A 21,371-nucleotide genomic window follows, 5' to 3' on the forward strand; every position below is an offset into this window, starting at 1 on the left:
TCGAGTCTAGAGAATGCCCCTTTAGCCGCGATCCCCTGCGGGGCGCGCTTAGGGGCGAGGTGGCGATGCCACCGCACCATCTATCACGCCGGCTTTTCTTCCAGACGCTTGTCCAGATAGGCACCGACGCGGCGCTCGACGGCACCCATGTGATCCTGCCAGAAGTGCGATGCGCCTTCTTCCAGTTCGTAGTCGATGACGATGCCCTTTTGGGTGCGCAGCTTGTTGACCACGCGTTCCACTTCAACCGGCGGGACGACCGTGTCGGCGGTGCCGTGCAGGAACAGACCCGAAGCCGGGCAGGGGGCGAGGAAGCTGAAGTCGTAGATGTTCGACGGCGGCGACACCGAGATGAAGCCGTCGGTTTCCGGACGGCGCATCAGCAGCTGCATGCCGATGTAGGCACCGAACTGGTAGCCGGCCACCCAGGTCTGGGTCGCGGCAGGATTGTTGGCTTGCAACCAGTCCAGAGCGGTGGCGGCGTCGGCCAGTTCACCGATGCCGCTGTCGAACTCGCCCTGAGATTTGCCCACGCCACGCGAATTATAGCGCAGGGTCGCAAAGCCACGGTTCACAAACAGCTGGTGCAGGGTGACTGCCACCGGATTGTTCATATGGCCGCCCGCCTTCGGGTGCGGGTGCAGGATCAAAGCGATCGGAGCGTTCGGGCGCTTGCCCGGCGAATAGCGGCCTTCGATGCGGCCAGCAGCACCAGGAAGAATGACTTCAGGCATGGATCGCGTTGTCCCTGTCTTTCAACTCGTATTTCATCGCGGCAGAATACTTGACTACGTAGGTAGGATTTTCTAAATCCCAAGCCGTGTCGCATTTCGCCTGTGAGGGCGCGGGTTCTACCACAACAACCCTAAAAAGCGCGCAATTTTTGAGGTTTTTGATGCGGCTTTCGACAAAGGGACGTTATGCGGTCATGGCAATGGCGGATCTGGCCCGAAATGGTGCCGATCGCGCAGTGTCTCTGGCCGAGATCGCGACGCGTCAGGAAATCTCGCTGTCCTATCTCGAGCAACTGTTTGCTCGTCTGCGCAAAGCCGGTCTGGTGAAAAGCGTGCGCGGGCCGGGCGGTGGCTATCGTCTGGCGCTGGCCGCGTCTGAAACGTGGGTGGCCGACATTGTTCTGGCGGTGGATGAGCCTATTCGCGCTACCCGTTGTGAAAGCCATGCCAAGGCTGGTGGCTGCATGATGGCGGGCGAGCGCTGCATCACCCACAATCTCTGGGAAGACCTCGGCGCGGAGATCCATCGCTATCTGGCCAGCGTGTCGCTGGAGGATGTGGTGACCAACCGGCTGCGTAATCGCAGACCGGCAGAGGTCGGGGCCGCAGCATGAGTGTCTATCTGGATTATAATGCCTCGGCGCTGGTGCGGCCCGAGGCTCGTGAGGCTGTGCTGGACGCCATGTCGCTGGGTGGCAATCCTTCGGCAGTCCACACGCTGGGTCGCAAGGCGCGCGCCCGTGTGGAGACGGCCCGCGCCAACGTGGCCGAACTGGCGGGTGCAGACCCGACCAGCGTCATCTTCTCTTCGGGTGGTACAGAATCGAACGCGCAGGCCATCGCCAGCGCCGTGGCTGCGGGCTGCCAGCGTGTGATCGTCAGCGCAACGGAGCATCCGTGCGTAGCCGAAAGCGCTGCACATGCAGGCGTGCCAGTTGAGGTCATGCCGGTGGACGGGCTGGGTGTGGCCGATCTGGAGTGGCTGGAGGCTACACTGGCGAACTGTCCGCGCGCCTTTGTGGCTCTGCATCACGCCAATAACGAGAGCGGCGTGATCCAACCGGTCGAAAAGGCCGCGGAACTGGTACACGCCCACGATGGCTGGATGCATGTCGATGCCATCCAGACGCTGGGCAAGATCGCCGTCGACATCCGTGCCATGGGTGCGGACACATTGACCCTGTCGTCCCACAAGATCGGCGGTCCGCAGGGCGTCGGTGCTTTGGTGATGCGCGAAGGTCTGTCGGCTATTCGGATCGTACACGGTGCGGGTCAGGAACGTGGTCTGCGGGCGGGTACTGAAAACGTGCCCGGTATTGCCGGTTTCGGTGCTGCGGCTGTCGCCGTTCAGCGCGAGATGGCCGAGGGCGTCGATCATGCGGCATGGCGCGACGCCGCCGAGGCGCGCGTGAAGGCCGCCGGTGCCATCATCATTGGCGAAGGCGCGCCGCGCCTGCCGAACACTTTGTTTATGGCCGTTGAGGGCTGGGACAGCCCGCAACAGCTGATCACCTTGGATTTGGCAGGGGTTATGGTCTCTGCCGGATCGGCTTGCTCGTCGGGCAAGGTCAAACCGTCGAAGACCATGGTCGCGATGGGGTTGGACCATCTGGCGACGGGTGGCGTTCGTATTTCGGGGGGATGGGGCACGGTTGAGAGCGACTGGGTTCGCTTTGCCGATGTCTGGATCGCGGCTTGGGAAAAGCACCAGTCGCGTCATGCTCCGCGCGTGAAGGAAGTCGCGTAAACTATGGCTGCTGTTAAAGAAACCATCGATACCGTTGCCGAGCTGGAACGGTATAAATACGGCTTCACCTCCGAGGTCGAGCAGGAGTTCGCGCCCAAGGGTCTGAATGCGGATATTATCCGCTTCATCTCCGACAAGAAGGGCGAGCCGGAGTGGATGCTGGAATGGCGTCTGGCCGCCTATGAGCGCTGGTTGGCGATGGAAGAGCCGACCTGGGCGGCGGTGAAGTATGAGCCTGTCGACTATCAGGATCTGTACTACTACGCCGCACCGAAGAAAAAGGATGGCCCGAAGTCGCTGGACGAGGTCGATCCGGAACTTCTGGAAATCTACGCCAAATTGGGCATTCCGCTGAAAGAGCAGGAAGTGCTGGCGGGCGTGCAGGGCGCGCCCAAGGTGGCCGTGGATGCCGTGTTCGACAGCGTCTCGGTTGTGACCACCTTCAAGGAGGAGTTGGCCAAGGCAGGCGTAATTTTCATGCCTATTTCCGAGGCTTTGCGCGAATATCCTGAACTAGTGCGTCAATATCTGGGATCGGTCGTGCCGGTCTCGGACAACTATTTTGCGGCCCTGAACAGCGCCGTCTTTTCGGACGGTTCGTTCGTCTACATCCCGCCGGGCGTGCGTTGCCCGATGGAGCTGTCGACCTATTTCCGCATCAACGCCAGCCAGACCGGCCAGTTCGAGCGCACCCTGATCATCGCCGACAAGGGTTCCTATGTCTCGTATCTGGAAGGCTGCACGGCCCCGATGCGCGACGAAAACCAGCTGCACGCCGCCGTCGTCGAGATCGTGGCGTTGGACGACGCCGAGGTGAAATACTCCACTGTCCAGAACTGGTACCCCGGCGATGCCGAGGGCAAGGGCGGCATCTACAACTTCGTGACCAAGCGCGCCGACTGCCGTGGCGACCGCTCCAAGGTGTCGTGGACGCAGGTGGAAACCGGATCTGCCGTGACGTGGAAATACCCGTCCTGCATCCTCAAAGGCGAGGAAAGCTCGGGCGAGTTCTATTCGATCGCCATCACCAATGGGCATCAGCAGGCCGATACCGGCACCAAGATGATCCATCTGGGCAAGAATTCGAAGTCGCGGATCATCGCCAAGGCGGTGTCGGCGGGTAAATCGGACTCAACCTATCGCGGTCTGGTGTCGGTGCACCCCAAGGCTTCGGGCGTGCGCAACTTCACCCAGTGCGACAGCCTGCTGATCGGCAAGGAGTGCGGCTCGCACACCATCCCCTACATCGAGGCCAAGAACGGCTCGGCCCAGATGGAGCACGAGGCGACGACCACACGCCTGTCCGAAGAGCAGCTGTTCTACGCCCAACAGCGCGGCCTGTCTGAAGAAGAGGCTGTGGCCCTTCTGGTAAACGGCTTCGTGCGCGATGTGCTGCAGGAACTGCCAATGGAATTCGCCGTAGAGGCACAGAAACTGGTTGCCATCAGCCTCGAAGGCTCGGTGGGCTAAGGTAATAAAAACAATGCTTAAGATTGATAACCTTCACGCATCGGTCGAAGATAAGGCCATCCTGAAAGGCCTTTCGTTGGACGTACCGGCGGGAGAAGTGCACGCCATCATGGGCCCGAATGGTGCGGGCAAGTCGACGCTGGGCAACACCATTGCCGGCCGTCCTGATTATGACGTGACGCAAGGTTTGGTGACGTGGAACGGTGTGAACCTGCTGGACCTCGACCCAGCAGAGCGTGCCGCCGCTGGCGTCTTTCTGTCGTTCCAGTATCCGGTCGAAATCCCGGGCGTTCCGGCCATGACTTTCGTGCGTACGGCCCTGAACGCCCAGCGTCGTCAGCGCGGCGAGGAAGAAGTGTCGGCCCCGGCGTTTTTGAAGCTGGTGAAGGAAGCCTCGAAGAACCTGAAAATGGACTTCGACATGCTGAAACGCCCGCTGAATGTCGGCTTCTCGGGTGGCGAGAAGAAACGCATGGAAATCCTGCAGATGGCGGTCCTGGAACCGTCGCTGCTGATCCTCGACGAAACGGACTCGGGCCTCGACATCGATGCTCTGCGTATCGTGTCGGAAGGCGTGAATGCGCTGCGTCGTGCTGACCGCTCCATGCTGGTCATCACCCACTACCAGCGCCTGCTGGACTACATCAAACCCGACCGCGTGCATGTTCTGGCCGGTGGCCGCATCGTCGCCTCGGGCGGTCCTGAGCTGGCTCTCCAGCTGGAAGCCGAGGGCTATGACAAATATCTGCCGGGTGAAGCCGCGTGAACAGTCCGGTCAAGATTGATCTGACCGACGCGACGACCTTTCCGTCGCGCCGCGTCGAGACTTGGAAATATTCCGATCTGGCGCGCCACCTGCGCGAGGCCCCTGCGGCGTCGCCAGCCGCTGAGTTGGCCGGTGCGGGTCCGTTTGCCTCGCTGAATGCCGAACCTATGGCGTTTGTGAACGGCAAGGCGGTAACGGCGGCTGATCGCATCGTGTCGGGCGAGCAGGTGTTGGCGCTGCACTTCGTGTCGCGCGCTGAAGGCACCGGCCATGCTGCCTCGGCTCGTATTGTCGCCCAGTCGGGCGCCAATCTGGTATTGCTGGAAAGCCATGAAGGGCAGGGCGCGGCCTATGTCGCGCACAACCGTCTGGAACTGGATATCGCGGCGGATGCCACGGTGTCCCGCATCGTTTTGGTCGAGGATGCCGCCGACGCTATTTCGATTGCAGAGGCCGATGTGAATCTGGCTGCAGGCGGCCGTTACCGTCAAACGGTTCTCACCACGGGTGCCAAGCTGCAACGCATCGAGACCCGACTGGCGCACAGCGCCAACGGTGCCGATGCGCGGATGGATGGGCTTTATCTGCTGACCGGCAGCCGTCACACGGATCTGACCACGGTTGTGGACCATCTGGACGCGGACGGCACCACCAGCCAGCTGACCAAGGGCGTGGCCCGCGAGACCTCGCGCGGCGTGTTCCAGGGTAAGATCATCGTCGAGCGTGGTGCCGATGGCACCGATGCGCGCATGGCCCACAACGCCCTGATCGATGGCGAGCGTGCCGAGATCGACGCCAAGCCGGAACTGATCATCTATGCCGATGACGTGCAGTGCGCACACGGCAATACCGTTGGCACGCTGGACGAGACGGCGCTGTTCTACATGCAGGCCCGTGGCATCACTGCCGAGGAAGCCCGCGCCCTGTTGACCGAAGCCTTCCTGAACGAGGTCGTTGACCGTATCGAACAGGAAGATGTGCGCGAAGTGGTAGGCCAATGGCTGACGGAACGCCTGTGAACGCCAAGGTGACCAAGGCTTTTGATCCGTACGCCGTACGGAGCGAGTTCCCGATCCTGTCGCGTCAGATCAACGGGCGTCCGCTGGTCTATCTGGACAATGCTGCCTCGGCGCAAAAGCCGCGTGCTGTGATCGACCGCATGGTTCAGGCGATGGAAGGCAGCTATGCCAACGTCCATCGCGGACTTCACACCCTGTCGAATGAATCGACGGAAGCCTTTGAACAGGCTCGTGAAGTTGTCGCGCGTTTCCTGAATGCCGAAACGACCGAGCAGATTGTCTGGACCAAGGGTGGCACCGAAGCGATCAATCTGGTCGCCAACGGCATCGGTCAAAGCCTGAGCGAAGGCGACGAGATTATCGTCACCGAAATGGAGCACCACTCCAACATTGTGCCGTGGCATCTGCTGCGTGAGCGCAAGGGCGTGGTGCTGCGCTGGGCTCCGATCCTTGATGACGGCTCGCTCGATATGGAGGCCTTCAAGGGCCTGTTGAACGCGCGCACCAGAGTAGTAGCCGTCACCCACATGTCGAACGTGCTGGGTACCATCAATCCGGTCACCGAAATCACGCGTCTGGCGCACGAGGTGGGTGCCATGGTGCTGATCGACGGCTGTCAGGGTGCGGTGCACGCTGCGCCCGACGTTCAGGCCATCGGTTGCGACTTCTACGTTCTGACCGGCCACAAGCTGTTCGGCCCCACCGGCATCGGCGCACTGTACGGCAAGGCCGAGGCGCTGGAAGCCCTGCCGCCTTATCAGGGTGGTGGCGAGATGATCGAAGTGGTCGAGAAGGAGCGCATCACCTATGCGCGTCCGCCGCACCGATTTGAGGCTGGCACCCCGCCGATTGTCGAGGCCATTGGTCTGGGCGCGGCGCTGGAATGGCTGTCGGGCTTTGATCCCGCCGCCATCCAGGCCCACGAACAGGCGCTGTATGACCGTGCGCTAGAGCGCCTGCATGGCCAGAACTGGCTGCGCATTCTGGGCACAGCAAAAGGCAAGGGCGCTTTGCTGACGTTCGCTGTCGAAGGGGCGCATGCGCACGATATTGCCCAGATCATGGATCGCTACGGCGTGGCCGTGCGCGCCGGAATGCACTGTGCGGAGCCTCTGGCGCGTCGCTTGGGCGTAAGTTCGAGCACTCGGGCCTCCTTCGCCCTATATAATACGGTGGAGGAGGTTGATGCCTTCGCCGATGCGCTGATCAAAGCGCGCAACTTCTTTGTGTGACGACTATGAACGCCAAGACTGACAACGCGATCACTCAAAGCTCGACCTTCGCCGAGACGTGGGACGAGCCGCAAAAGAGTGCTCTGTCGCAGGCCGAGCTGGACAAGCTGACGGACGATCTGATCGCGGCGCTCAAGACCGTGTACGATCCCGAAATCCCTGTCGATATCTATGAACTGGGCCTGATCTATCGCGTTGACGTGAACGATGACCGAGACGTGGTGATCGACATGACGCTGACCGCGCCGGGTTGTCCGGTTGCCGGCGAAATGCCGGGCTGGGTGGAAGCGGCCGTGTCCAACGTGGAAGGCGTGCGCTCGGCGCGTGCCAACCTGACGTTCGATCCGCCGTGGGACGCATCGAAAATGAGTGATGAGGCCAAACTGGCCCTCAACATGTTCTGAGGCGATATGACTGATCTTCAGACCCAAACCCGTCCGCGCCGCCCGCGCCCCAAGGTCGTGACCCTGACCGATGCCGCTGCGGCGCGCGTGCGCGAGCTGATGGACAATGCCGACCGCAAATGCGTCGGCTTGCGCGTCGGCGTCAAGAATGGCGGCTGTGCGGGACAGGAATACACCTTTGCCTACGCCGACGAGATCGGTCCGATGGACGAGGTGGTCGAGGACAAGGGCGCTGTGGTTCTGATCGAGCCCAAGGCCATCCTGTTCCTGATCGGGTCTGAGATCGATTTCGAAACGACGCGGCTGTCTTCTAAATTCGTGTTTAGAAACCCTAACGAGACAGACGCCTGCGGTTGTGGTGAGAGCGTCACCATCATTCCGGCGACCAGTACTGAGGCTTCATGATCCGACTGCAGGGCGTAACGCGCCGCTATAAAAGCCGCGCGGGCGAACGCGTGGCGTTGGACAATGTCGATCTGACCGTCGGCAAGGGCGAGATTTTTGGCGTGGTGGGCCGCTCGGGTGCGGGCAAGTCTACGCTGATCCGCACCATCAACCGCCTCGAGACGCCGGACGAGGGCCGCATCTTTGTCGGCGATGTAGAGATCACAGGCCTTGATGGTGCCGCGCTTCGCTCGGCGCGCCGTGGCATCGGCATGATCTTCCAGCACTTCAACCTGCTGTCGTCCAAGACCATCGAGGACAATGTGGCCTTTCCGCTGCGCCTCGAAGGACGCCCGGCGGCAGAGGTGAAGGTGCGCACGGCGCAGTTGTTGGACCAGCTGGGTCTGGCTGAGCATGCCAAGAAGTATCCGAAACAGCTTTCCGGTGGCCAGAAACAGCGCGTCGGCATCGCCCGCGCCTTGGCCTGCGAGCCTCAGGTTCTGTTGTGCGACGAGGCGACCAGCGCGCTGGACCCCGAAACGACCGAAGACATTCTGACCCTGCTGGACGGGCTGAACCGCGATCTGGGTCTGACCATTGTACTTATCACCCACCAGATGGAGGTGGTGCGCCGCGTTTGCGACCGTGTGGCTGTTCTGAAGGACGGCAAGATCGTGGAGCAGGGTGCGACGGCCGATGTTTTCCTGCGCCCGCAGCATCCGGTGACCCAAGCCATGGTGGCCGAAGGCGAGGACGATCTGGACCCGACCACGGTGCCGGCCGGTGCCACGCTGGCGCGTTTGACCTTCCGTGGGCAGGGCACCTTTGACCCCGAACTCAGCCGCGTGGCCCGTTCGGTAGGCGTCGACTACTCCATTCTGTCGGGCCGCATCAGCCGTATTCGCGGCGAACCCTGCGGCCAGCTTCTGGTGGCCTTTACGGGTGGTGATGCCGAAAAGGCCATGACCGAACTTGGCCAGCGCGGCGTGATTGTCGATGCGCTGGACGTCGCCACTCTGGCCAAGGGGGCACGCTGATGTTTGCCAATGTAGACTGGACCGAAATCGGCAAGGCCAGCATCGATACCCTGCTGATGCTGGGTGGTTCGCTGGTGCTGACGGTGATCATCGGCATTCCGCTGGGCGTGCTGCTGTTCCTGTCAGGCAAGGGCCGTTTGGCTGCCAATCCCGTGGTCAATGCGGTGCTGTCGTTCGTGGTCAATGTGCTGCGTTCGTTGCCGTTTATTATCCTGCTGATCGTTATGCTGCCGATCACGGTGCTGTTGGTCGGCACGTCGCTAGGCGTGATGGGCGCTATTCCGCCGCTGGTGGTGGGTACGGCACCGTTTTACGCACGGCTGGTGGAAACGGCCCTGCGCGAAGTCGATCACGGCGTGGTCGAGGCTACGCAGGCCATGGGAGGCTCAACCTTCCAGATCGTAACGCGCGCCCTGCTGCCGGAGGCGCTACCGGGTATTATTGCGGGGGCCACGGTTTCGGCCATCGCACTGGTAGGCTATACGGCGATGGCAGGCGTGGTTGGCGCAGGCGGCTTGGGTGACCTGGCTGTCCGCTTTGGCTATCAACGCTTCCAGACGGACGTCATGTTCGTGACGGTAGTTCTGCTATTGGTATTTGTGCAAATTCTGCAGATGCTAGGTGACTTTCTGGTCGCTAAAGTGTCGCACCGCTGACGATTCTCGAGGCCTCTATGCTGTTTCGCCGCTCCTTCCTGCTGAACGCCGCCGCTGTGGCTGCCATGGGTATGACCCTTGCCGCCTGTGGTCGTGGAGGGGGAGAGGCTGACACGTCCGGTCCGCTGCGCGTGGGCGCCACGGCTGTTCCGCATGCTGAAATCCTCGAACAGGTCCGTCCGCTGCTGGCGGCCGAAGGTGTGACGCTGGAGGTCAAGATCTTCAACGACTACGTCCAGCCAAATGTGCAACTGGCCGAGAAGCGTCTGGACGCCAACTATTTCCAGACCAAGCCCTATCTGGATGAGTTCAACGCCGCGCGCGGCACCGATCTGACCACGCTGGCGGGCATCCACGTCGAGCCGCTGGGCCTGTATTCGCGCAAGTTTACCAAGCTGGAAGACCTGGTTGACGGTGCAGAGATCGTTCTGCCAAACGACGCGTCGAATACCGGCCGTTCGCTACTGCTGCTGCAATCGGCAGGTCTGATCACCCTGAAGAAGGGCGAGAACCCGCTGCAAACCGTGGCTGACATTCAGGATAACCGTAAGGGCCTGAAGTTCCGCGAAGTCGAAGCCGCCACCATCCCGCGTATTCTGCCGCAGGTGGACGCCGCTGTGATCAACACCAACTATGCCCTCGATGCCGGTCTGAAGCCGCGTACCGACGCGCTGGCCCTCGAGGGTGCTGATAGCCCCTATGTGAACTATCTGGTCATCCGTCCGGCACGCCAGAATGACCCGCGTTTGGTGGCTCTGGCCAATGCTCTGCGTGGCGAAGCTGCCCGCGCCTATATCGCCCAGCGCTATGAAGGCGCTGTCGTTCCGGCCCAATAATCCGTTAGAGATCGCGTCGGACGCTGGCCCTCAGGCCGCGTCCGACATCTCGTCTTCTGCACAGGTGACCTGATTGCGGCCATTGCGCTTTGAGGCGTAAAGGGCGGTATCGGCGCGTTCGATAAGTTGCTGATGCGTATCGCCCGGCTGGCGCAGGGCATAGCCCGCAGAGATCGTCACTACACCAAGATCGTCATTGGTCGACCGACGGCGCAGGGCACGCGAGGAAATCTCCAACCGCAGAGCATCCAGGGCCGCGTGAACCTCGTGAGCAGCCTCACGCGGGAAGATCAGGGCGAACTCCTCGCCGCCATAGCGGGCCGCGACCCTCGGCGGATACGCCATGCGCGACAGTGCCGTCGCCACATACCGCAGCACCTGATCACCGGTCTGATGGCCCCAGTTGTCGTTGAAGCGTTTGAAGTGGTCGATATCGACCACGGCCAGCGCCAATGATGTCCCGCGCTGATCGGCTTCGGCGCACAGGCGGTTCAGTTGCTCGTCAAACGCCTTGCGGTTCGCCAAGTTGGTCAGGCCATCTGTCATAGCGTCGCGGCGTACCTGTTCCAGATGCTCGCGCAGCTTGCTGACTTCGGTGTGCGAAGACTCCAGACGCTTCTCCAGCACATTGGTGTGGCGTTGTATCCGGCGCGTGGCTTGTGTCAGGATGTCGACAACATCACCCAACGAGGTTTCTGCTTCCGGTCCGGACATGCGCTCGGCGGCGTCGGCCAGAGTTTCGCCGTACTGGATCTGAACCTGACGCGCCTTGTCGATAGCGGTTTGTACCGCCGACAGTTCTCGGCCCAGCACTGCGCCGGCGTCACGGATTTCCTCGGACAGGCGACTGCGCGGGAGGAATTGATTGGCAAGCGTCTCGGCCACGCCCTCGGTAAAGGGCTGACCGCATTGAAGGGCTTTGTCCAATTCCTTCGCCAGCGGACAGTCAGGATCGCCGACATAGTGCAGCCAAAGCTCGAAATTAAGCGGTGTCGGCCAGACGCCATGTTCGCGCATGGAATCGATGGCCGACTTGGCCAGATCATAGGCTTCAGGACCGCGTACGGTCAGTTCGACCTGTGCGTTCATAGGTTTTCCCCCACCAAGGGGTTCTACATACGTTAGAACTCGTAACGGCGAGGTTAAACCTGTGCGTGAACGATTCCTTACGCCGGAATGACAACCGGACGGCGAAGGAAGCTGGGGATGTCGTCGCCGAAAGCCAAGCTGTGGGTGGCGATCTTCTGGCTGTCCTGTGGCGTGGACTTCGCCACCGCCTGAGACGCGGCACCTTCCGACTTGCGGTTGTTGCCACGGCGCGAACGGCCCTTGGTCGGCTTGGCTTCTGCGTCGGGTTCGACTGCGACGGCGTCGTCGGCGATAAAGGCATCGGCAGGCAGGGCGTCGGCTTCAACGATCACCGGCGTTTCGATGGCGCTATCCGGCTTGCGACGGGTGCGGCTGCGACGGCTGCGTTTTTCGTCGGCGGGCGGATCGCCTTCCAGAGCCACGATGGGCGCTTCGGCTGCATCCGTTTCAGCCTTGGGTTCGCGGGTGCGTTCGCGGCGGCCACGGCCAGAGCGGCCTTCGCTGCTGCGCGGCGCGCGATCTTTAATGGCGGTGAAGTCGACGTCTTCCAGAGCCAGCTCGACCGGATCCTTCTTGATCAGCTTCAGCACCTTGTCCAACGACTTGTCGTCAGATGGGGTGGCGATCATGAAGGCCTCGCCCGTACGTCCGGCGCGGCCAGTGCGGCCAATGCGGTGCACATAGTCGTCGGCGTGATGCGGCACGTCATAGTTAAAAACGTGACCGACATCGGGAATATCCAGACCACGCGCGGCGACGTCAGAGGCGACCAGCAGCTTCAGCTCGCCGCTACGGAATTTGGCGAGTGTCTGCATGCGCAGCGCTTGATCCAGATCGCCGTGGATCGGTGCGGCGTCAAACCCATGAACCGTCAGCGATTTGGCGACGATATCCACGTCCGACTTGCGGTTACAGAAGACGATGCCGTTCTTGATGTCCGAACGTTCGATCAGCATGCGCAGCGCGGTGCGCTTGGCTTTCGGATCGGAGACCGGCAGGCGGGTGATGTATTGCGTAATGGTATCGGCAGTCTGGGCCGGACGCGAAACCTCGATGCGGGTCGGGTCCTTCAGGAACTGCTGGGTCAGGCGGGTGATCTCCGGCGGCATGGTGGCCGAGAAGAACAAGGTCTGGCGACGCGGCGGCGTCAGTTTGAAGATGCGTTCGATATCGGGGATGAAGCCCATGTCGAGCATGCGGTCGGCTTCATCGACAACCATGGTCTCGACGCCGGTCAGCAGGATCTTGCCGCGCTCGAACAGGTCCAGCAGGCGACCCGGGGTGGCGATGAGCACGTCCACGCCCTTGTTCAGCATAGCGACCTGATCGCCCATCGACACGCCGCCGATCAGCAGCACCCAGCTGAGGCGCGTGCCCTTGGCGTATTTGGCGAAGTTCTCGGCCACCTGATCGGCCAGTTCGCGGGTTGGGCACAGCACCACGGCGCGCGGCATACGCGCCCGTGCGCGGCCAGTGGACAGGCGTTCGATCAGCGGGAGGGTAAAGGCGGCGGTCTTGCCGGTGCCGGTTTGGGCAATGCCCAGAACGTCGCGGCCCGTTAGGGCTACGGGAATAGCCTGCTCCTGGATCGGAGTGGCGTTGGTATAGCCTGTGTCGGCGATAGCCTGAAGGGTTGTGGGCGAGAGGCCCAGCTTGGAAAACTCGGTCATGTAGTCCTGTTGGACAGAGGAATAGCGCCAACGACGCCTTTAGCTGACGGAGCCGCCCCTCTTGGGCGAGCGGGCGGCGCGCATCGCCAGTCCTGCTCCGAGCATGGGGCGGTATAGGTAAAGCCCTACGCCACAGTCAACTTTTTTCGAAATCCATTGCTGTTTCACTTTCGTAGATCCTTGGCGTCGTGTGTCGCTTTGGAGATCGTGATGAAACTGCTGGGTCTGGCGTTTGCGGGGGCGATCGTTGTGGGTGGGAGTCCGGCAATGGCCACTGAGGCCGGTATGCCGGCCACATTCGGCAATACGATTGTCAGCACATATCGCGACGGCGGTCAGGTGCATCACTGGTTCGACGCCGATGGCCAATACCGCTCAAAGTTCAGCGACGGGCGCGAGCTCACGGGGCGCTGGACACTGGAAGGCAGGAAGTTGTGCCTTAACAATATTCGCCCGCGCCTGTTGGTCAGCCGCTTTTGCACCGACTATTTCGCCGCGCGGGTGGGCGACATCTGGTCGAGACGTGATCCGATCGGACGGCGGGTCGAAAACCGGTTGATCCGTGGGCGGCCGGGGCTGGAACGCAGCCCCGGCTGACCGGATCAGTCTTCGGCCTTGGCGGCCTTTTTGGCCGTAGCCTTCTTGGCCGCCGGCTTCTTGGCGGCAGTTTTCTTTTCTGCCGCAGGCTTCTTCTCGGCCGCGGCCTTTTTGGGGGCTGCTTTCTTGGCCGGAGCCTTCTTCTTGGGCGCAGCGCCAGCCTTTGCCGCCAGCAACGGCAAGGCCGCTTCCAGCGTCATGGCTTCCGGCTCGGTGCCCTTCGGCAGGGTGGCGTTGACCTTGTTCCACTTTACATACGGGCCATAGCGCCCCGCCATGACCTGAACGGGATTGCCGTCCTCGGGGTGGTTGCCCAGTTCCTTCAGCGCAGCGGCACCCGCTCCACGCGCGCCACGCGAAGCGCGTTTTTCAGCCAGCAGCGCGACGGCACGGTTTAGGCCGACCTCGAACACTTCTTCGATGTCGGACACATTGGCGTAGGTGCCATCGTGCGCCACGAACGGACCAAAGCGGCCAAGGCCAGCGGTGATCGCCTTGCCGTCTTCGGGGTGTTCACCCACGACGCGCGGCAGGCTCAGCAGTTTCAGTGCGCGATCCAGATCAAGCGAGGCCGGCGACCAGCCCTTGGGCAGGCTTGAGCGACGCGGCTTGGCACCTTCTTCCAGCGCTTCGGTTTCCACATAGGGACCGAAACGACCGATCTTCAGGTTCACCGTCTTGCCGGTTTCCGGATCGACACCCAGTTCGCGGTCGCCGCTTTCGGCAGCGCCGTCCGCACCGTCAGGCGAAGCCACCGGACGGGTGTATTTGCATTCCGGATAGCGCGAGCAGCCGATAAAGGCACCGAAGCGGCTGGTCTTCAGGCTCAGCTGGCCTTCCTGACAGACAGGGCAGAGGCGCGGATCAGAGCCATCACCCTTGTCCGGGAAGATGTGGGCACCGAGGGCCTCGTTTAGATGGTCGAGGATCGCAGTCGTACGCAGTTCGCCTGCCGCTTGGGTCGCGGCATGGAAATCGCCCCAGAAGGAACGGAGCAGTTCTTTCCAGTCCAGATCGCCCGCTGACACTTCGTCGAGCTGACCTTCCAGCGCGGCGGTGAAGTCGTATTCCACCCATTTGGTGAAAAACTGCTCGAGGAAGGCGGTGACCAGACGGCCCTTGTCTTCCGGATAGAAACGGCCCTTGTCCATGCGGACGTATTCGCGGTCACGCAGGGTGGTCAGGATCGAGGCATAGGTCGACGGGCGGCCAATGCCGAGTTCTTCGAGCTTCTTGACCAGCGTCGCTTCGGAGAAACGCGGGGGCGGCTCGGTAAAGTGCTGGTCGGTGCGGATAGCTTGAACCTGTGCCTTCGCACCTTCCTTCAGCGCGGGCAGGCGGCCGCCATCGTCGTCTTCGTCCTCGGCACCCTTTTGCTTGTCGTCGCGACCTTCTTCATAGGCGGCGATGAAGCCGTCAAAGACCACGACCTGACCGGTCGCGCGCAGGCCAGTCTGGCCATCGGGCGTTTCAATCTCGACCGTGGTGCGGTCCAGACGGGCGCTCTCCATCTGCGAAGCGATCATACGCTTCCAGATCAGTTCGTACAGGCGCTGCAGGTCGCTATCCAGACGCAGTGTGTCGGGGCTACGTAGGATGTTGGTCGGACGGATGGCTTCGTGCGCCTCTTGGGCGTTCTTGGCCTTGGTCTTGTAGTAGCGCGGCTCAGACGGGACATAGGCCGGACCAAAACGCTCGGCGATAGCCTCACGGGCCTGGGCAATGCCTTCCGGCGTCACATAGACGCCGTCGGTACGCATATAGGTGATCAGACCGCCGGTGTCGTCGACGCCCTCATACAGTTTCTGCGCAGCCTGCATGGTGCGCTGGGCGGTGAAGCCCAGCTTGCGGGCGGCTTCCTGTTGTAGGGTCGAGGTGGTGAACGGCGGGGCAGGCGAGCGCTTGGCCGGCTTCTTCTCGACCGACTTGATCGTGAAGTCGCCCGACGAAATAGCGTTACGGGCAGCGGTAGCCATGGCCTCGGACACGATGTCCAGACGCTGTACGCGCTTGCCTTCGTGCTTCACCAGACGGGTGGTGAACGGCGGGCTGTCGGCGATCAGGTCGGCTTCAACCGACCAGTATTCCTGCGGCTTGAACTTCTCGATTTCCATTTCGCGATCGACAACGATGCGAAGGGCAACCGATTGCACGCGACCCGCTGAACGGGCACCCGGCAGCTTGCGCCACAGAACCGGCGACAGGTTGAAGCCCACGAGATAGTCGAGTGCGCGGCGCGCCAGATAGGCGTTCACCAGCTCCATATCCACTTGGCGCGGATTGGCCATAGCCTCCAGAACCGCCGATTTGGTGATCGCGTTGAACGTTACGCGCTCGACCTCGGTATCCTTGAGGGCCTTCTTCTTGTTCAGCACTTCCAGAACGTGCCAGCTGATCGCCTCACCCTCGCGGTCGGGGTCGGTGGCCAGAATAACGCGGTCGGCCTTCTTGGCCGCCTCGGCGATTTCCGACAGGCGCTTGGTGGCCTTGCCATCGACTTCCCAGTGCATGGCGAAATCTTCGTCGGGCAGAACCGAGCCATCCTTCGACGGCAAGTCGCGGATGTGACCGTACGAGGCCAGAACCTTATAGTCCGAGCCCAGATACTTATTGATGGTTTTGGCCTTGGCGGGGCTCTCGACGATTACGAGATTCATGACGCTCTATCAGGGAAAACGGGGCGCGAACGTGGTGGTGACCGCGTCATAAGTCAATCCGCCTTGAGAAAGCGTGTCGACTAACGATGGTGTATTGTAAAAAATTACAACCACAGGTTATAAATAGCAAAGCTTGTGGTGGAGTAAGCACGATGTCCAAAAGCGACGAAGCACAACCGCGAGGCAAGGCCGTTGTGACCGAGGCCAAGGGGCCATATCCCGCCGGTGTCGTCCATATGCGCGAATACGTGGGGGCCATGTCCAGCGAATTGGCGCAGATGGCCCGCACCCAGGGCGATGAAAAACTGGCCTGTATTCTTGATGTCGCCGCTGATCTGGCGCGCAATAACGTCATGGACGCTAGGACTGGCTGACCAAACCGCCCGACAACAGCGAGGCGCGCTGCATCAGGCTGAGTTCCAGCAGGGCGGCAGATACAGTCGCAGCCGGCAGTCCCAGCGCGCGGGCCAGTTCGTTTTGCGGTGTGGGCACGGGCGATAGCAGGGCTGCGATGCGCTCGACGACGTCTTCGGACACATCCTGCGGCTCGCACGCATCGAAGGGTGCGGCGGGCGGGTCGAACAGGGTGCGAAGCGTAGTGAAGGCGCGCTCTATGTCTTCGACGCCCTCGCAAAGGATGGCCCCGTTGCGCAGCAGGTCGTTGGTGCCTCGTGAGCGAGGGTCCAGAGGCGATCCGGGCACCGCAAATACATCGCGGCCCTGTTCGGCGGCGAGGCGCGCGGTGATCAATGAGCCGGACTTCAGTTCGGCCTCGACGACCACCACGCCCTTGGACAGGCCAGAGATAATGCGGTTGCGGCGTGGGAAGTCGCGGGCTTGGGCGCGGGCACCGACGGGGCTTTCGCTGACGATACAGCCCTGATCCACGATCTGTTCGTAGAGCGACTGGTTTTCGGGCGGATAGATATCGCTCACCCCGCCGCCGAGCACAGCGACGGTGCCGGACGTCAGACTGCCCGAATGGGCGGCAGTGTCGATGCCGCGTGCAAGGCCGGAAACCACCCCATAACCCATCTCACCCAGTTGCTGGGCCAGACCGCGCGCGATGCGCTGTCCACCCGCCGAGGCAATCCGCGCGCCGACGATAGCCACACTATCGCGGCTCAGAAGGCTGACGTCGCCGCGCGTCCACAACAGGGGCGGGGGGCGGGTCGATGGTGGTCAGGGATGTGGGATAGTCAGCGTCGCCCAAAACGATCAGACGTGCCGCGATCCGATCACCTGCAGCGATCTCGTCCTCGATCAACGACAGCGGTGGCACGGTGTAGGCGCTGCGGCCATCGCGTTTGGCCAGATCGGGCAGGGCGCGAATAGCCTGTTCGGCAGAACCGAACCGTTTCAGCAGTTGGGAAAAGGTGACGGGACCGATCCTGTCGGTCCGCGCCAGCCGGAGGCGGGCAATACGCTCGGCCTCCGGCAAGGCCGTCATGCGGTCGGGGTCTCGGTCTTTTTGCCGCCGATGCGGGGCTCTTGGCCCTTCAGCAGGCGGCCGATGTTTTCGTGGTGGCGGATCCAGATCAGGATGGCCGCAAACACCGCCAGCAGCAGTATAGGCTGGGCCACCGGCAGGCCGATAGCCGCCACAGGAGCCAGCGCGATCAGTGGCGTCACCGCCGAGGAAATCAGCGCCGACAGCGACGAGATGCGGAACAGGAATGCACAGGCAATCCAGATGGCACCCGCGATCAGGCCCAGCGGCCAAGCGGCAGCCAACAGAAGGCCATAGAAGGTCGCTACGCCCTTACCGCCCTTGAACTTGAGCCAGACGGGGAACAGGTGGCCGAGGAAGGCCGCGCCACCGGCCAGCGCCGCCGCCACTTCGCTGCCTGTCAGATAACGGGCCAGCAATAGCGCCACCGCGCCCTTGCCCGCGTCCAGCAACAGAGTGGCGATCGCCAGATCCTTGCGGCCGGTGCGCAGCACATTGGTCGCGCCAATATTGCCCGAGCCGATCTTGCGCACATCACCGGCCCCAAAGGCGCGGGTCAGCACCACGCCGAAAGGAATGGAGCCCAGAAGATAGCCCGCCAGTGTGACCAGACCGAGGGTCGCTGCGGCAGGGGCCGCCAGATCTTGCACTTTGATTCGCTCCTATTGGCGTTGATCGTGAACGATGCGGCCGTCCACCATCGTGAGCAAGACCTTGCCTTGCAGTCGGCGACCATCAAAGGGCGAGTTTTTAGACTTCGACTTCAACCTGGACGCGTCCACGACGATGGGCGCACCGGCATCGAACAGCACCAGATCAGCGGGAGCGCCTTCGGCGATAACGCCGCTGGCGAGGCCAAGCAGGCTGGCCGGACCGTGCGTCATCGGGCGCAGCACGTCGATCAGGTCGATGCCGCTTTCATGGTGCAGATTGCTGATAGCTGCGGCAAGCAGGGTCTCCAGACCCACGGCACCCGGCTCGGCCTCGGCGAACGGACGGCGCTTGTTTTCCGCCGGTTCGGGGCAGTGGGCCGAGGTGATGACGTCGATCAGGCCATCGCGGATGCCCTCGATCATGGCCTGACGGTCGTCTTCGGTGCGAAGCGGCGGATCGAGGCGATAGAAGGTCCGGTAGTCGCCAATATCGATCTCGTTGAAGCACAGGTGGTTGATCGACACAGAGGCGGCGACCTCCAGACCACGGGTGCGGGCACGGGTCAGCACTTCCAGCGCGCCCTCGGTTGAAATCTGGTCAACCAGATAGCGGGCACCGGTCTGCTCCACCAAGGCCAGATCGCGTTCAAGCTGGATGCGTTCGGCTAGCGCAGGCTGGGCGGACAAACCAAGACGCGTGGCCAGCTCACCGGCGGTGGCGACTGTACCTTCGCTCAGCCACGGCTCGGTCGGACGGCAGGCGATCAGGGCGTTAAAGGAGGCCGCATAGCTCATCACCCGTTGCAGGGTGCGGGTGTTGCGGATCACGTGATCGACGTCGGTGAAATATAGCGCGCCGGCTTCGTCCATCAGCCCGATTTCGGCCATGCGCTCGCCCGCGCGACCTTGGGTGGCGGCTCCGGCGGCGCGGACATGCACCAGATCGAGCGCCGCGCCGCGACGCTGGATATGGTCAATCATGGCCGGATCGTCGATAGCCGGATCGGTGTCGGGCTGCACGACAATGGTCGTCACGCCGCCAGCGGCCGCCGACAGAGCCGCCGATTTCAGCGTTTCCTTTGGTTCATTACCCGGTTCGCCGGTCTTTACGCGGATGTCGATCAAGCCCGGTGCGAGGCAGCGTCCTTGGGCATCGATGATGTCTGCACTGCTGGGTGCGGTTTGGCCCGCGCCGCGCAACACTTGTACGATCTTGCCGTTTTCGATCACGACACCGCCCGGACCGTCATAGTCCGTGGCCGGATCGATCAGGCGGGCATTCAGAATGGCTGTCTGGGTCATTATTCAGCTCTCGCGCGGCGGTGGGCGAGGGCGGCCAGCACGGCCATGCGGGCGGCGACGCCCATTTCGACCTGATCTTGAATCAGGGAAACGTCCAGATCATCCGCGACATCGGAATCAATCTCCACGCCACGGTTCATCGGGCCGGGATGCATGACTTTGGCGTTCGGCTTGGCATAGGCCAGCTTTTCGCGGTCCAGACCCCAGAAGCGGAAATACTCGCGCGTGGACGGGATCAGCGCACCCGCCATGCGTTCCAGTTGAAGGCGCAACATCATAACAACATCAACGCCTTGAAGGCCTTCCTTCATGTCGTGATAGATCTCGACATTCCAGCGCTGGGCCACGCTGGGGATCAGGGTCGGTGGACCGACAAGGCGCACATTGGCCCCCATCATTTGCAGCAGGGCGATGTTGGAGCGGGCGACGCGGCTGTGGGTCACGTCGCCACAGATAGCGACCGTCAGGCCGCCCACGTCACCGAAAGTGCGGCGCAGGGTCAGCAGGTCCAGCAGGGCTTGGGTCGGGTGTTCGTGGCGTCCGTCACCGGCATTCACAACCGCGCAACCCACTTTTTGCGACAGCAGGTCCACCGCGCCGGAGGCCGAGTGGCGCACCACCAAAATCTCCGGCTTCATCGCGTTCAACGTGACTGCGGTGTCGATCAGGGTCTCGCCCTTCTTTACCGAGGAAGAGGCAACCGGCATGGTGACCACATCCGCGCCCAGCCGCTTAGCGGCGATCTCGAACGAGGAACTGGTGCGGGTGGAGTTCTCGAAGAACAGGTTCACCACGGTCTGGCCGCGCATCACGTCAACGCCCTTGGCGGACTGGCGGTTGAAGTCGACGAAGGCGTCGGCCAAATCCAGCAAGGCCATGGCGGCGGGCGGATTTAGATCCGCTGCGGCAAGAAAGTGGGCTTTGGGAAACGGCGTCAGCCGCTCCTGAATGATTTCGGTGACGGTGGCGGCTTGGGTCATCGAGTAGCCGCTATAGGCGTGACTCGCGCCTGAGGGAATAGGCGGACGCCATCCGAATGGTGGATGGCGTCACATCAGGTTTCCGAATATCTCAGATTTGACCGCTGCTGATGCGCAATTGGTCGAGCGCGCCCTGCAGAATCCACGATGCCGCTGTACGGTCCACGACCTCGGCACGGCGTTTGCGGTTCAGGTCCAATTCTTCGATCAGGAAGCGTTCGACGCCTGCGGTGGAAAGGCGCTCGTCCTGAAAGGCCACATTGACAGGGCGCAGGCGTTCCAGATTACGGGCAAAGGCGCGGCAAGACTGGGCGCGCGGGCCCTCGGTACCATCCATGTTCAGCGGCAGGCCAATGATCAGAGCCGATACATTGCGCCCCTCCATCAGCTTGAACAGCTCTTCCGCTTCGAGGGTGAATTTGCTCTTGCGGATAAGCTTGAGCGGGCTGGCGATCATGCGGCTTCCGTCGGAAACGGCGACGCCGATGGTCTTCTCGCCAAGGTCCAGTCCGATCCACGGTGTGTTCGGGGGGCAGGCGGCGGGCAGGTCTTTTAGGTCAAATACAGGCACGTGCGTCCCATAATGCATAGCGAAACGCTTGTCGAAGGCGCGGCGGGACGGTAACCCACGACTTTAATGTACGCGCTACGACTCCCTATCGCTGCGCGTCCGGATTTTTCGGAGACT

General features: G+C 62.2%; 21 protein-coding genes and 1 pseudogene. 13 read left to right on the forward strand and 9 right to left on the reverse strand.

Going from position 1 to position 21,371, the window contains the following annotated elements:
• Positions 1 to 83: 83 nt before the first annotated feature.
• Positions 84 to 734 carry an alpha/beta hydrolase gene (locus B3B04_RS10080; RefSeq protein ID WP_292042476.1) on the reverse strand — a complete coding sequence of 217 codons (651 nt, stop codon included), beginning with the start codon at positions 732 to 734 and terminating at the stop codon, positions 84 to 86.
• Between the two features lie 161 nt (positions 735 to 895).
• Between B3B04_RS10080 and B3B04_RS10085 the strand changes: the two genes are divergently transcribed.
• The 11 genes from B3B04_RS10085 to B3B04_RS10135 are packed head-to-tail and all read left to right on the forward strand — an operon-like array spanning position 896 to position 10,285.
• A complete protein-coding gene (locus B3B04_RS10085; protein WP_292042477.1) occupies positions 896 to 1,348 on the forward strand; it encodes an Rrf2 family transcriptional regulator in 453 nt (150 codons plus the stop codon).
• Positions 1,345 to 2,481, forward strand: coding sequence for a cysteine desulfurase family protein (locus tag B3B04_RS10090; RefSeq protein ID WP_292042479.1), 1,137 nt, complete (start codon positions 1,345 to 1,347; stop codon positions 2,479 to 2,481). Before B3B04_RS10085 ends, B3B04_RS10090 begins: the two co-directional genes overlap by 4 nt.
• Positions 2,482 to 2,484: 3 nt before the next feature.
• A complete protein-coding gene (gene sufB, locus B3B04_RS10095; RefSeq protein WP_292042483.1) occupies positions 2,485 to 3,951 on the forward strand; it encodes a Fe-S cluster assembly protein SufB in 1,467 nt (488 codons plus the stop codon).
• 13 nt (positions 3,952 to 3,964) lie between these two features.
• Positions 3,965 to 4,717: a Fe-S cluster assembly ATPase SufC gene (gene sufC, locus B3B04_RS10100; RefSeq protein WP_292042486.1), complete on the forward strand. Its 753-nt coding sequence runs from the start codon at positions 3,965 to 3,967 to the stop codon at positions 4,715 to 4,717.
• Positions 4,714 to 5,736, forward strand: coding sequence for a Fe-S cluster assembly protein SufD (gene sufD / locus B3B04_RS10105; protein WP_292042489.1), 1,023 nt, complete (start codon positions 4,714 to 4,716; stop codon positions 5,734 to 5,736). Before sufC ends, sufD begins: the two co-directional genes overlap by 4 nt.
• Complete coding sequence (locus B3B04_RS10110; protein ID WP_292042490.1) at positions 5,715 to 6,968, forward strand: aminotransferase class V-fold PLP-dependent enzyme; 1,254 nt, start codon at positions 5,715 to 5,717, stop codon at positions 6,966 to 6,968. The genes sufD and B3B04_RS10110 overlap by 22 nt, the downstream gene beginning before the upstream one ends.
• 5 nt (positions 6,969 to 6,973) lie before the next feature.
• A complete protein-coding gene (locus B3B04_RS10115) occupies positions 6,974 to 7,372 on the forward strand; it encodes an SUF system Fe-S cluster assembly protein (RefSeq protein WP_292042491.1) in 399 nt (132 codons plus the stop codon).
• 6 nt (positions 7,373 to 7,378) lie between these two features.
• The gene (locus tag B3B04_RS10120; RefSeq protein WP_292042493.1) at positions 7,379 to 7,777 is read left to right on the forward strand and encodes a HesB/IscA family protein; all 399 of its coding nucleotides are present in this window, start codon (positions 7,379 to 7,381) and stop codon (positions 7,775 to 7,777) included.
• Entirely contained in the window at positions 7,774 to 8,793 is a 1,020-nt protein-coding gene (locus B3B04_RS10125) for a methionine ABC transporter ATP-binding protein (protein ID WP_292042494.1), read from the forward strand. Before B3B04_RS10120 ends, B3B04_RS10125 begins: the two co-directional genes overlap by 4 nt.
• Positions 8,793 to 9,449, forward strand: a complete 657-nt coding sequence (locus B3B04_RS10130; RefSeq protein WP_292042496.1) for a methionine ABC transporter permease — start codon at positions 8,793 to 8,795, stop codon at positions 9,447 to 9,449. Before B3B04_RS10125 ends, B3B04_RS10130 begins: the two co-directional genes overlap by 1 nt.
• Positions 9,450 to 9,466: 17 nt before the next feature.
• The gene (locus B3B04_RS10135; RefSeq protein ID WP_292042497.1) at positions 9,467 to 10,285 is read left to right on the forward strand and encodes a MetQ/NlpA family ABC transporter substrate-binding protein; all 819 of its coding nucleotides are present in this window, start codon (positions 9,467 to 9,469) and stop codon (positions 10,283 to 10,285) included.
• A gap of 30 nt (positions 10,286 to 10,315) precedes the next feature.
• On the opposite strand, the gene B3B04_RS10140 is transcribed toward B3B04_RS10135, so the two are convergent.
• A complete protein-coding gene (locus tag B3B04_RS10140; protein ID WP_292042501.1) occupies positions 10,316 to 11,374 on the reverse strand; it encodes a GGDEF domain-containing protein in 1,059 nt (352 codons plus the stop codon).
• A gap of 77 nt (positions 11,375 to 11,451) precedes the next feature.
• Positions 11,452 to 13,044, reverse strand: coding sequence for a DEAD/DEAH box helicase (locus B3B04_RS10145; RefSeq protein ID WP_292042503.1), 1,593 nt, complete (start codon positions 13,042 to 13,044; stop codon positions 11,452 to 11,454).
• Between the two features lie 210 nt (positions 13,045 to 13,254).
• On the opposite strand from B3B04_RS10145, the gene B3B04_RS10150 reads away from it, so the two are divergent.
• Positions 13,255 to 13,641, forward strand: coding sequence for a hypothetical protein (locus tag B3B04_RS10150; RefSeq protein ID WP_292042505.1), 387 nt, complete (start codon positions 13,255 to 13,257; stop codon positions 13,639 to 13,641).
• Between the two features lie 5 nt (positions 13,642 to 13,646).
• Here the strand turns inward: B3B04_RS10150 and topA are convergent, their stop codons facing one another.
• Positions 13,647 to 16,298: a type I DNA topoisomerase gene (topA, locus tag B3B04_RS10155; RefSeq protein WP_292042508.1), complete on the reverse strand. Its 2,652-nt coding sequence runs from the start codon at positions 16,296 to 16,298 to the stop codon at positions 13,647 to 13,649.
• 152 nt (positions 16,299 to 16,450) lie between these two features.
• Here topA and B3B04_RS10160 point away from each other — a divergent pair, with 152 nt between their 5' ends.
• Positions 16,451 to 16,672 (forward strand): hypothetical protein, encoded by a 222-nt coding sequence (locus tag B3B04_RS10160; RefSeq protein WP_292042510.1) that lies wholly within the window; start codon positions 16,451 to 16,453, stop codon positions 16,670 to 16,672.
• Here the strand turns inward: B3B04_RS10160 and dprA are convergent.
• From dprA to ruvX, 5 genes and pseudogenes are all read right to left on the reverse strand, one after another.
• Positions 16,659 to 17,748, reverse strand: a pseudogene (dprA, locus tag B3B04_RS10165) (DNA-processing protein DprA). The gene B3B04_RS10160 and the pseudogene dprA sit on opposite strands and share 14 nt — an antisense overlap.
• Positions 17,745 to 18,398: a glycerol-3-phosphate 1-O-acyltransferase PlsY gene (plsY, locus tag B3B04_RS10170; RefSeq protein WP_292042512.1), complete on the reverse strand. Its 654-nt coding sequence runs from the start codon at positions 18,396 to 18,398 to the stop codon at positions 17,745 to 17,747. The pseudogene dprA and the gene plsY overlap by 4 nt, the downstream one beginning before the upstream one ends.
• 12 nt (positions 18,399 to 18,410) lie before the next feature.
• Positions 18,411 to 19,703: a dihydroorotase gene (gene pyrC, locus B3B04_RS10175; RefSeq protein ID WP_292042514.1), complete on the reverse strand. Its 1,293-nt coding sequence runs from the start codon at positions 19,701 to 19,703 to the stop codon at positions 18,411 to 18,413.
• The gene (locus B3B04_RS10180) at positions 19,703 to 20,683 is read right to left on the reverse strand and encodes an aspartate carbamoyltransferase catalytic subunit (RefSeq protein ID WP_292042516.1); all 981 of its coding nucleotides are present in this window, start codon (positions 20,681 to 20,683) and stop codon (positions 19,703 to 19,705) included. Before B3B04_RS10180 ends, pyrC begins: the two co-directional genes overlap by 1 nt.
• A 91-nt stretch (positions 20,684 to 20,774) precedes the next feature.
• Positions 20,775 to 21,254 (reverse strand): Holliday junction resolvase RuvX, encoded by a 480-nt coding sequence (ruvX, locus tag B3B04_RS10185; protein ID WP_292042517.1) that lies wholly within the window; start codon positions 21,252 to 21,254, stop codon positions 20,775 to 20,777.
• Positions 21,255 to 21,371: the final 117 nt, after the last annotated feature.

It is taken from the genome of Brevundimonas sp. UBA5713 (assembly GCF_002419815.1).
Classification (GTDB): Bacteria; Pseudomonadota; Alphaproteobacteria; order Caulobacterales; family Caulobacteraceae; genus Brevundimonas.